The sequence below is a fragment of the Micromonospora sp. NPDC003776 genome, assembly GCF_053605645.1.
Genome location: NZ_JBSGJR010000227.1, coordinates 1 through 9,771 on the forward strand (window position 1 = coordinate 1; position 9,771 = coordinate 9,771).

Consider the following 9,771-nt stretch of genomic DNA (forward strand, 5'->3'; position numbering starts at 1 on the left):
GGCGAGGAGCAGCCCGGCCGCGGTGAGAACGGCGAGGGTGTGTCGTAGTCGCATCGGTCGATCATGCCGCCGGCCAGGGCCGGCTGGTGGCCAGTGACGGGCCGGCGCACTGTCGGGTGGGAGACACGACCGCCCTGGCCGGCGGCAGGCAACCGCCCGGCGGCGGCCGGGGAATGGTCGTCCTGATGGGCCACTGGCACGATAGCTTCCTGTCCTCCCTCCGTACGCCGTGAAGGCCGTACGCCTGGCCGACGCCGCGCACGAGCTGGCCCGCGCTGCGGACGGGGACGGCCAGGGTGCGGCAGCCGCGAGGCTGCGAGAGGCCCTGACGGGGCAGTACGAGTCGGCGCAGGTGCTGGCCCTTGTTGTTTGGTCGGAGTAGGCAGAGCGCCGCTTGTCTCCCCGCCCGCACACCCCAACGCATTTATTGCAAGCGAAGCCAGCCTGTGCAACGAGTCGGCCCTGGACTGTCACACACGGGATGCTGATCCTCGTCGGCTCAACCTTCGAGCACACGGAGGGTACCAATGGCTAAAGGTCCCGAAACGACGGCAATGTTCGCTGTCAACCAACCGGAAAAACCAAGCCGGCGACGACGGATCACGAAGCAACGCATTACGACCATGTTCGCGACACTAGTAATTGCCGTCAGCGCAATGACGTTCATAGCGGTCCAACCTGCCGCGGCTGACACGGTCAACGGCTATGCCGGCGCCGGCCTCGTGATCACTGTCAACACGGGCGCGAAGAATTACAACAACCGCACGCAGTATATCGGCTCAATCTATGTACTTGACACGGCCGGATGGATCTGTGACAACTCTGACCCGACCGAGGCATGGGCGGGAAGCGTCTGGTACACCAGCGCTACGGGATGCCCTCGCGGTTCGCTGTTCACCATCGATCGCTGGGTCCCTTCTGGCAGCGGTGTGTGCGGTTCGTATTACCGGTGGAAGAGCTTCCCTGGCACCTACCCTTGGTCACCTCCACGGGTGGAGAGATTCCGGTTCATCGCTTGTATCACGATCTCGGTCTAGCGGTTTCGTGCTAGGGGACGTCCGTCGCACTAACCCTCACGCGCCAAGGAGGAGGAAGGCCAACTTCTGAATAAAGATGTATCCACACCACATGGGGTGACCAGTTCACAAGAGGAGATGTCATGCAAATCAAAAGGCGGGTCGCGGTCGGTCTAGCGCTGGCTCTTGCGGCCCTCGGCGGAGTGTTCACTGCAGCGCCCGCATACGCCTACCAATCACCGCTCATCTGGGTCGGATCGCCGGTCAACGCGAGATGGGGCGAGAGTCCATCGAGCCACGTCTGCCTAGCCAAGGCCGCTCCGACGAACGACTGGTGTACGGATCTCTACACGCCTGACGGCTCATCTGGGCAGCCGGCCTACCTATACGTCGCACCGTCGGACTCCGCCTACAACAACGCCGTCACCACCCGGGTTACCCAGATTATCGACGACAGCGCCTGCCGGCTCGGCGGGGGCGGCGATCTGGTCACCGTAGAAATCCTCTACAACGGCGCGTCGTACGGGCAAGTCACGTATGCGCATCTTGACCGCAACGGCTCCCTCTACGTGGGGCAGACGGTCGGCCGCTGGGGAACGTACCTCGGCAACATGGCCAACCTCGCCAACGGCAACGGAGGTGGCCCGGGCCCCGGCGGGGCTTCCTGCTGGACTGGCCCCCACGTCCACACCGAACTTCGAGCCACGACCCAGTACGCCTGTTGGAATAAGGGGTACGTTCCCTACAACTCGAACCTAAGCACCACGAACTTCATCGGCTTTGTCTCCGGTCCTTTGAACTACAACGCGAAATCTCCGTGTCCGTAACTGGCTAGCCGTACGATCGGCATGGGGTCCCGGATCGTCGCCTCACAACGATTCGGGACCCAGGGGCCAAGCAGGCCCCGACGGAGGGCGAGGACGGCTACGTCTTCTGGGGCAACGAGCGCACCGGGGACAAGTACTACCTGCTCAGCCTGACCAAGAAGGGCTGACTTCCACGACGAGCGACGGCGGCACGGGTGGTTACCCGCGCCGCCGTCGGCGTTTCCGTGTCAGTGTCTCGTCTGCAGTTTCATGCGCCAACTCCGCATCCTGAGCAATCCGGCGTGGCCGGGCGGGCTGCCACGAGCGCTGAGCACAGCCGACCTTTCGCCGATATCGATCAAGCCTGGGTTCCGTGGCCTATGGGCGAACGGAACAGCGCCGAATTGGAGCAGGCTGGCGACCAAACCATAGGGGGCTGTCGACAGCAGCGATGATAGCGACCGGTCGGGAAAAAGACGACCGCCGGCTGCCACGTGCGGACAGTCGCCCGAAGTCGTGGATACAACAAACACGGCCCGCCATCCGAACACAGCTTGTGAGTAAGACGTCGCAGCGGCCGAGCAGTTCCGCTTCAACGTCTGAACGTTCTAGCATGCGGGCGTGTCAGATGATCCGATCTTTACGGCAGTGCTCGACAGCCTGCTCGACTGTCTGGCGTTCTTCGAGCTGTGCGACGACGAGACACTTCACCCGGACATCGCCGTTCAGCAGCTTGAGGACGCCGCTGACCGCCTCGGCGGCTTGGGTCCGTCCGACGGGCAACGTCTAGCCGCGGCCATCGCAGCCAGAGCGGAGCATCCGGCCGCAATACCGCCAATTTCTGGATGACGCGCCGGAGGCGTTTGGCCTCCTGGACGAGGACCACTGTCCCGAGCGCCGCCGCCCATCTGCCGAGTGGCAGCAACCGGCGCGGACGGAGCCGGCCAGTAATAACCGACGCTGGACCGTGGCTGGAGGCCAGCGACGCCGACGGACCCCGACGGACGAAGCGTCCAGAACTGTAAGCGAGGCGTCAGGCAGCGAAGCAGCAAAGGCCGCGCGAGCCTTGCTGCGAGTCGGCCCCGAACGTCAAGCGACCATGCCCGGTACGGCTCGTCGACGCCGGCCGCCAGCAGCTGGCACCTCTCGCACGATGGTCAAAACTGCCGCAGGAACCGACCAGGAGACGGTGCCGTCGACGCCGGTGGTGGCTGATGGTGAGGCGGCTGCTCGGGTCGCTAGTCTGCTGACGCCGGACGCTCGACGTGTGGTTGAGAGAGATGCGGACCGGCGGGGGCTGGCTATCGACGCAGGCGCACCGGCCCCGTGGGTCGAGAGAAGCGCGCTCTTGTCCGGTCCGGTTCGTGGGACCACTCTCCCGAACCGACGTGCAACTCTCGCTGCCGGCGGATGTCAACGTCGCCGCATTACGAGCCGGGCCTCGACACACCTTTCCTGGCGGCCACGTCGTCGACGATGTCGAGGGTGGTGCGGATCGGCCCGGGGAGCAACGGACGGATGTACCCCCGGCGAGTCTCGCCGACCGCCACCGGTCAAGCTGCGGCCCGCTGCGACGGCCCGTTGGAAGGGATTTACTGGTTGGCGCTCTCATACACGACGGTCGACAGATTGAGCCACCAGGTGGCGGCGGCCCGCACCTGCTCGGGCATCTGGTCGTCGGCGCGAAGCCGGTGCAACATGGCGCGGTTGCGGGTCATGCCCAAGCCGTAGGTCAGGCTGCTCAGCGCCGATGCGTGGGCCGGCCGCCGGGTACGCTGCCACAGCCCCGCGTGGTACGTGATGGCCTGCCTCCAGAATCGGTCCTCACTACGCCCGCCGACGTGCCCGATGGCCTGGGCCGAGGCCACCGTGATCCGAGCTGGCACGCCGTTGGCGGTGATCAGCCGCTCGATCACCGCGCGCTGCTCTGCTCCGCCGACCAGCCGCAGCGCCTCAATCATGGCGGGTGCCACCGATGCGCCCAGGACTGCGGGGCGGGCAAGCTGCGCGGCGAGGACGGCGGCGAGCGGCCGGCGATACGGGGTGCCGCTGACCGTGATGGCCGCCAAAAGCCGGACGTCGAACACCGGGTGGAACAACATCTCGTCCAGCAGGACGGGCAGCACGTCGTCGCGGAAGGTTGGGACATCGCGGGGCATCCCCGCCGTCACCGCGCCAGCGAGCCGGGTCACTAGGCGCTGGCTGGCCTCCTGATCGGCCAGCCGGCCGGCTCGCAGCACGTGTTCCAGGGTTGGATCGGTGGCCAGTGCCTGCAGCCTGGTGCGGCTCGCCGCCGAGATCGTGTTCGGCAGACGACGCAGCAGCTCGGCCGCCAGGGGCTGGATGTCGTCCCGCCGGGTCGAGTCGAAGGTCAGCTCCTGGATGACCGCCAACAGACGAGGCATCTCGGCATCGGTGAAGTGCCCGAACCTCAGCTTGCGAACGCTCGCCAGCAGGGCACCGTACTGGGCACGTTCGTTGGTGGGGTGGAGGAGCTGTTGCAGCACATGCCGGTTTGCGTCGGGATGGTCGCTGGCGTCCAGAACACTCACGGTTTCGACGAATACCTGGTTCGTGGGGTCCGCCGCGAGACTCGCGCACGCGGCGACCGCCGCCTGCTGACCAACGGGATGTGCCAGGAGACGGCTCAGCGCCTCGTAGCGCTGCATCCAGGCGATCCCGTCGGCGACGATGGTCTCGCTGAGCAGCCGCTCGGCGATGTCCGCCCACACCCGGTGCGGCGTGATCACCATCCCCGGTGCGGCCGCCAACCGTCGCGTCAGCTCGTCCCACTCGACACCGGTGAGCAGGTCCGTCGAGGAAGCCGCCCGTTCCACGAGCTCGTCGAGGCGATCCGACGCGGCCATCCGGTCCGGCAACCGCGCCAGCGCCGGCGGCACCTTCCTTGTGGGCGTCCCATCCCGGTGAATGGTGTCCACGAGCGCGACGAGGTGGTGCGATGGCAGGCCCAGTAGCTCCTCGTACCGGCGGATGGCCAGGTACGGGGCATTCACTGCCGCCGTCTCCCAGCGCGAGATCTGGTAGATGCTGGCCTGCTCGGCCCAGCAGCCGCCCTGGAACGCCTCGGCGAAGGCCGCCGACCGCAGCCACCGCTCGCTCGGCCCGTAAAGCCGGTTGACCCGCAGCAGCCAGCCCACCCGATGCTGGTGCGCGGGCAGGCGCTGCCGGTCGGCCGGTCCGGCATTCGTCCGGTACGGGCGGCCGCGTCGGCCGGTGGTGCTCCTTCCGGCTCCCACGCGGCATTTATGGCACGTCTGACTACGGTGCGCAATGTCTCGGCCACTACCGGACAGTGGCGCGATCTCGGCATCGACGGAGACGTGGCATCCCGGCGTCTGGAGGAGTGGAACCGGGCCGGGGTGTGGCAGCGGCTGCACGAGCTGCTGCTGGCCGAGCTGCAGGCGGCCGGCAAGCTCGATTGGTCGCGTGCTGTGATCGACTCCTCGCATGTGCGCGCTGCCCGACGTGGCCCAAGAGCGGCCCGAGCCCGGTCGACCGCGCCTGCCCGGGCTCGAAGCATCACCTCCTGACCGAGAACGCCGGCATCCCCCTCGCGGTGTCGCTGACCGGCGGTAACCGCCACGACGTCACCGAACTGCTCCCGCTGATCGACAAGATCCCACCGGTACGCAATCGGCGCGACCGGCCCCGCCGACGTCCCGACCAACCCTTTTTGCCGACCGTGCCTACGACCACGACAAGTACCGCGAAACGGTAGCGCCAAGGGCCCGCCCGCGCATCGCCCGCCGCGGTCAACCCCACGGCTCCGGCCTCGGAGTGGTCCGGTGACTGGTTGAGCGCACGATCGCCTGGTACCACGGCATGAGACGGCGACGCATCCGCTGGGAGCGCCGCGACGACATCCACGAAGCCTTCCTCGCCCTCGCCACCTGCATCATCACGTACCGACACGTCGCACGACTTTGTTAGGACCTCTAAGAACACCGAACAGAATGATCTAGGGGCTGGGTGTCCTCGATGGAGGACCGGCTGGAGTGCTCGGCCGTGAGGAGGGGTAGGCTAGAACGCGCGGACGCCACGCGACTGGGTCGAGCTGGCGGGTGTGGGCGGCCGACCTGCCGCCGTGGTGCGGTGTGCACGTCCGGGCAGGTGCCTGCCGTTGAGCGCCAGCCGCTAGCGACCGGCCGGTTAGGTCAGAGACTCCCGCCGCCCACGCCGCGGCTGTCGATGTTGCTGCCGTCCGTCCGGTTGCGGTGGTCGTCGAGCCGGCGGCGGGCCTCGGCCGATGCCTGCAGGTCACGTACCTCGCTGCCGTCGACGGGGGCCCGCCGGCTGTGGCGCCACAGTCCGGCGGCAGCCACGGCCGCCGCGATGATGATCAGAAGAATGAGCCAGCGCATTTCGACCTCCGCCGTGTGAGCTGCCTGCCCCCAGTGTGCGCAGCCGGTCAAGGGCGCGACCCGCGGCCGGTGCGCCGGCGTCTCGCCGGGTTTCGAACCGCCGCGGGTGGGCTGTCCCGTGAAGGTTGATCTGTTCGTTCCACCAGACCGGGCCGACCTGGACGGTCACCGACGCGAGGCTAGTCCGCTAACGGACCAACCGGGGTGGGTCACGGAGACGCGGCCCGCCCCTTCGTGTCGCAGTCGGCGCTCACGGGCGGGTCCGCCACGATGTCGGGGCAGCGGCTGCAGCGCAGCACGAGGTGCCCGCCGCAGCAGCAGGGCCACCAGTCGCGGACTGGCCGGGTGGCGGATCCGCCGGCGTAGGCGTGTCCGGCGCGGCAGTGTGCCGGCTCGTCGCCGACCAGCTCGCGGACCTGGCGGTAGGGAGAAGGCGGCCACGTGACGGTCGGCGCGGGCCCGCGCGACCAGGTGCTGCAGCTCGGCGTGGAGTCCGCACCTCGGCGAACTTCTCTGCAGCGTCCCGCAGCCGCTTGGTCAGGTCCTCAACGGCATCCGGCTTCAACTGCCCGTCCTGAACGAGGCCGTGGACCCTGGTTGTGCAGTCCCACGGTGACGTCCCGGTGCCGGTGGTTTTCGTGCTCGGTGAGCTGGGTACGGTCTGCGCAACTCGCTGCCCCTCTGCGGGTTGCGCAAGCATGGGGAGATCAGGGATGACCACCGCGGAGGTGCCCGCGCCTGTCGCGGGTCACACCGAAGACCAACTCAGCCGGGATCTGGCGGACCTGCACGTTCGCGCTAAGCACGCGGCAGCGCAGCTGGCTGATATTCATGCGCGCCTCGCAGTGCTCGAGGAGCAGATCCGGCGCCATCGGCAACGCCAATAGCCAACTGTCTGCTCGACTCAAGCTTGCCCGGTGCCCGGTGCCCGGTGCCGACGGCTGCTCATCGGGCGGAAGGCCCCGTTCTTGGAGAGGGCCCGCACCTTCCTCAGATCGTCCGCTGGGCGCTGGTCGTCGCTTCGCCGATGTGCGAGCGACGACCAGCGCCGGAATATCCGTGGTCAGCCAATGATTCCCTGGTGCGGTGGGACTTCAACGGTGCGAGCACCCGGCTCGCCGCCGAGGATCACCTTGCGCCGCGAGGTGTTGTTCGTGGTGTCCGACTCGTACAGCCGGCCGCCCGGGTTGGCGGCCACCTCGATGTAGTAGGTGCCGTTGGGCAGATCGGTGATGTCGAACGACTGGCCCGGCAGGTACTGCCCGTAGGTGTCGCCCGAGCCGACATCGAGCACCTCGCGGACGGCCAGGGAGGACTGGTCACCGCAGGCGGTGTGCAGGTCAGTGTTGCCTGGCCGCCAGTTGGCGCTCGGCAGGGTGTAGTCGACCGCGTCTGTGTTGGCGAGGCAGAAGGCTTCCTTGCCGCTACGCACCGCCAGCTGAGCGTTCTCGTCCAGTAACCGGTACTGGGCAAAGTCAGTGAAGTGCCAGTGGTGGTGGCCGTCCCGAGCGTCCCACTCCATGGTGCCCACCTGCGCGTACCCGGTCTGCTTGCCCTTCGCGTCGTAGAAGTACTGGTAGGCGTCCATCACATCCTCGCCGGAGCGCCGGAAGCCATCCACCACCAGCGGCGACTGGCCGGCGTCCCATACGGTGGCGTTGAACGACAGGTAGTCACGGCCGTCGCTCTCACCGTATCCGCCGATCTGGATCCCCCATGCGGGTAGCGAGCGGAGGTCTGGCCTGGGTCCGTTCTTCGGGATGCTGTTCTTGCCCGCCGGGCGGGTGCCCGGGGTCAGGGTTGCGCCGGTCCGGGCGGCGTTCGCGCCTGTCGCGGCCCGAAGCCGGTCGCCCTGGTATTCGCGCACGTTGAGCTCGATGGTCACCGACGCCTGGTCGGCCGGGATGCCGAACAGGTCGAGGTACGGCTGGTTCACCCGGACCATCGCGGTGTAGGTGCCTGCGGCCAGGTCGACCGGCTCGGCCTGCCACCACGGCATGCCGGCTGGGGCACTCCACCCGGCCTGGATGCCCCACACCGAGCCGATGGTGAACGGGTTGGTCGGGCAGTCCTGCGGGTACGGCGACCTGTCCGGCGCGTCCGGCCGGGTCCGTGTCGTGTACCAGGAGTTCGGGCAGAAGCTCTCGTCGCGTTCGAGGACGACCGCGCCGTCCCCACCGGTGATGGTTACGTGGGTGAACGCCGGGAACCCGGCGAAGTCGGTCACCAGTCCAACGGGCAGCGCAACGCGCTTGGCGGCTGAGCCGTTGACGATCTGCTCGGCCATGATGGGATCGCCGTACGAGCCACGCTTGAGCCGCACCTCGAAGGGACTCTTGCCGGCCACCAGGTTAGTGCCCAGGTCCAGCGCGACACCGTAGTCCGGGTAGGATTCCACGGTCACCGAGCGTGCTGCGGCGACGAACCGCAACTGCGGCTCGGCTGGTGCTGCGACCGCGACCGAGCCCCCGCTCACCACGGCCGCTACTGCGGCAACCACGGCCAGCACTCTTCGTACTGTCATCGATGCATTCCCCGCTCTGTCGAGTGACGTTCCAATTGACAGACGTCGCGGATGTGCATGTGGTTGCTTGCCTCCGCAGTCGTATATCCGTCACTGTCGCAAGCCGACAGACGGTCGCACAGGCATCCAGGGGCAGAGCGGGCGTTGTCCCTCTCTCCTCACGCTTCATTCTTGCAGCAGCACTGCCCTGATGAATTGGACATGCATGGCTCAGCGAGCCGATTTCAACCCGGGCGGCGAGGATGGATGCCAGCTCGATCGGTAGGCTGTTGGTCACCGCAAATATAAAAGCGCCTGATAGATAACGTGGCCGACCAAGACTCCTGGCGTCTGCCCGAGAACCCGTTACGTGGTCATCCGCCGGGCGACCGCAGCCTCGCCCGGCGCCTTCGCCTTGGCGCATCTCTCCTAAGGAACAGCATTGAGACAGCGCCGTAGGCAGCACCGATCGCCTCCTCCGTGCCGGCCTCACGATTACTCAGCATGACCCCGCGCTGAGACATCACGCGCAGGGCTGACGGCAGAAGAGTCCGCTTCTGGCGAACCGAGTTCAGGCGTGAACGGCCGGAGTCCGCCCGCCACGAAGCGCAACGCGAGGCCCTGCAGCTGGTGTGCTCGCTCAGCTGAGGCGCGCAGCGGCGGTGGCGCGTACCTCGGGAGCGCCCATCGGGCCGACGCGGAGATAGCTCACCTGTTTACTTCCGGACGCCGGTCGCCAGGCCGTAGAAGCGCCGGCAGAGACCGGCAGGGCTGCGCACGTACAGCGTCTTGGTTTTCGGTGAAACCGGCCCGTGGGGGGCCAAATGTGGCAGTCCCGGTGGAGCCCGTCTCGTCGGTCATAGCCAATTGCGTCCGGCCCGGCACGACAGGGTGGCTGCCGTCGTGTCTCGATGGGCAGCCGATCAGTGGCTGCCCGCAGGGGCACGAGGGCGTGGTCAGTGCCGAGCCGGTTGTCAGGCGGCGCGTGGCAGTGGCATCGGCCGCTGCGGCGGTGGAACCCGACGGGTGGGCCGGAACCAGCCGGCGGACCGCGCCGCCGCGGC

Annotated in this window: 11 protein-coding genes; 7 read left to right on the top strand and 4 right to left on the bottom strand. The window is 67.6% G+C overall.

The window, feature by feature from the left end:
- Nucleotides 1-200 (bottom strand): hypothetical protein (locus tag ACWEVO_RS19120; RefSeq protein ID WP_452308869.1); only part of this gene is annotated, 200 nt, incomplete at its 3' end.
- Between the two features lie 29 nt (nucleotides 201-229).
- On the opposite strand from ACWEVO_RS19120, the gene ACWEVO_RS19125 reads away from it, so the two are divergent.
- From ACWEVO_RS19125 to ACWEVO_RS19140, 4 genes are all read left to right on the top strand, one after another.
- Nucleotides 230-382, top strand: coding sequence for a hypothetical protein (locus tag ACWEVO_RS19125; RefSeq protein ID WP_452308870.1), 153 nt, complete (start codon nucleotides 230-232; stop codon nucleotides 380-382).
- 145 nt (nucleotides 383-527) lie between these two features.
- Nucleotides 528-1,037 carry a hypothetical protein gene (locus ACWEVO_RS19130; RefSeq protein ID WP_452308871.1) on the top strand — a complete coding sequence of 170 codons (510 nt, stop codon included), beginning with the start codon at nucleotides 528-530 and terminating at the stop codon, nucleotides 1,035-1,037.
- Nucleotides 1,038-1,159: 122 nt separating this feature from the next.
- A complete protein-coding gene (locus ACWEVO_RS19135; protein WP_452308872.1) occupies nucleotides 1,160-1,843 on the top strand; it encodes a hypothetical protein in 684 nt (227 codons plus the stop codon).
- Between the two features lie 600 nt (nucleotides 1,844-2,443).
- Entirely contained in the window at nucleotides 2,444-2,671 is a 228-nt protein-coding gene (locus ACWEVO_RS19140) for a hypothetical protein (protein ID WP_452308873.1), read from the top strand.
- Nucleotides 2,672-3,414: 743 nt separating this feature from the next.
- On the opposite strand, the gene ACWEVO_RS19145 is transcribed toward ACWEVO_RS19140, so the two are convergent.
- Nucleotides 3,415-4,980, bottom strand: coding sequence for a hypothetical protein (locus ACWEVO_RS19145; protein WP_452308874.1), 1,566 nt, complete (start codon nucleotides 4,978-4,980; stop codon nucleotides 3,415-3,417).
- A 183-nt stretch (nucleotides 4,981-5,163) separates the two neighbouring features.
- Here ACWEVO_RS19145 and ACWEVO_RS19150 point away from each other — a divergent pair, with 183 nt between their 5' ends.
- Both ACWEVO_RS19150 and ACWEVO_RS19155 read left to right on the top strand, forming a co-directional pair.
- Nucleotides 5,164-5,373 carry a hypothetical protein gene (locus ACWEVO_RS19150; RefSeq protein WP_452308879.1) on the top strand — a complete coding sequence of 70 codons (210 nt, stop codon included), beginning with the start codon at nucleotides 5,164-5,166 and terminating at the stop codon, nucleotides 5,371-5,373.
- A 14-nt stretch (nucleotides 5,374-5,387) separates the two neighbouring features.
- Nucleotides 5,388-5,561, top strand: a complete 174-nt coding sequence (locus tag ACWEVO_RS19155) for a hypothetical protein (RefSeq protein ID WP_452308878.1) — start codon at nucleotides 5,388-5,390, stop codon at nucleotides 5,559-5,561.
- A 436-nt stretch (nucleotides 5,562-5,997) separates the two neighbouring features.
- Here the strand turns inward: ACWEVO_RS19155 and ACWEVO_RS19160 are convergent, their stop codons facing one another.
- On the bottom strand, nucleotides 5,998-6,204 hold the full coding sequence (locus ACWEVO_RS19160) for a hypothetical protein (RefSeq protein ID WP_452308875.1): 207 nt from the start codon (nucleotides 6,202-6,204) through the stop codon (nucleotides 5,998-6,000).
- Nucleotides 6,205-6,917: 713 nt separating this feature from the next.
- On the opposite strand from ACWEVO_RS19160, the gene ACWEVO_RS19165 reads away from it, so the two are divergent.
- A complete protein-coding gene (locus ACWEVO_RS19165) occupies nucleotides 6,918-7,091 on the top strand; it encodes a hypothetical protein (protein ID WP_452308876.1) in 174 nt (57 codons plus the stop codon).
- A 176-nt stretch (nucleotides 7,092-7,267) separates the two neighbouring features.
- Here the strand turns inward: ACWEVO_RS19165 and ACWEVO_RS19170 are convergent, their stop codons facing one another.
- Nucleotides 7,268-8,728, bottom strand: a complete 1,461-nt coding sequence (locus tag ACWEVO_RS19170; protein ID WP_452308877.1) for a lysyl oxidase family protein — start codon at nucleotides 8,726-8,728, stop codon at nucleotides 7,268-7,270.
- Between the last annotated feature and the right edge of the window lie 1,043 nt (nucleotides 8,729-9,771).

What these genes read in the sequence shown, in the direction of transcription:
- ACWEVO_RS19130 (WP_452308871.1), top strand. Translation starts at nt 528, where the DNA reads ATGGCTAAAGGTCCCGAAACGACGGCAATGTTCGCTGTCAACCAACCG.
- ACWEVO_RS19135 (WP_452308872.1), top strand. Translation starts at nt 1,160, where the DNA reads ATGCAAATCAAAAGGCGGGTCGCGGTCGGTCTAGCGCTGGCTCTTGCG.
- ACWEVO_RS19160 (WP_452308875.1), bottom strand. Translation starts at nt 6,204, where the DNA reads ATGCGCTGGCTCATTCTTCTGATCATCATCGCGGCGGCCGTGGCTGCC.
- ACWEVO_RS19165 (WP_452308876.1), top strand. Translation starts at nt 6,918, where the DNA reads ATGACCACCGCGGAGGTGCCCGCGCCTGTCGCGGGTCACACCGAAGAC.
- ACWEVO_RS19170 (WP_452308877.1), bottom strand. Translation starts at nt 8,728, where the DNA reads ATGACAGTACGAAGAGTGCTGGCCGTGGTTGCCGCAGTAGCGGCCGTG.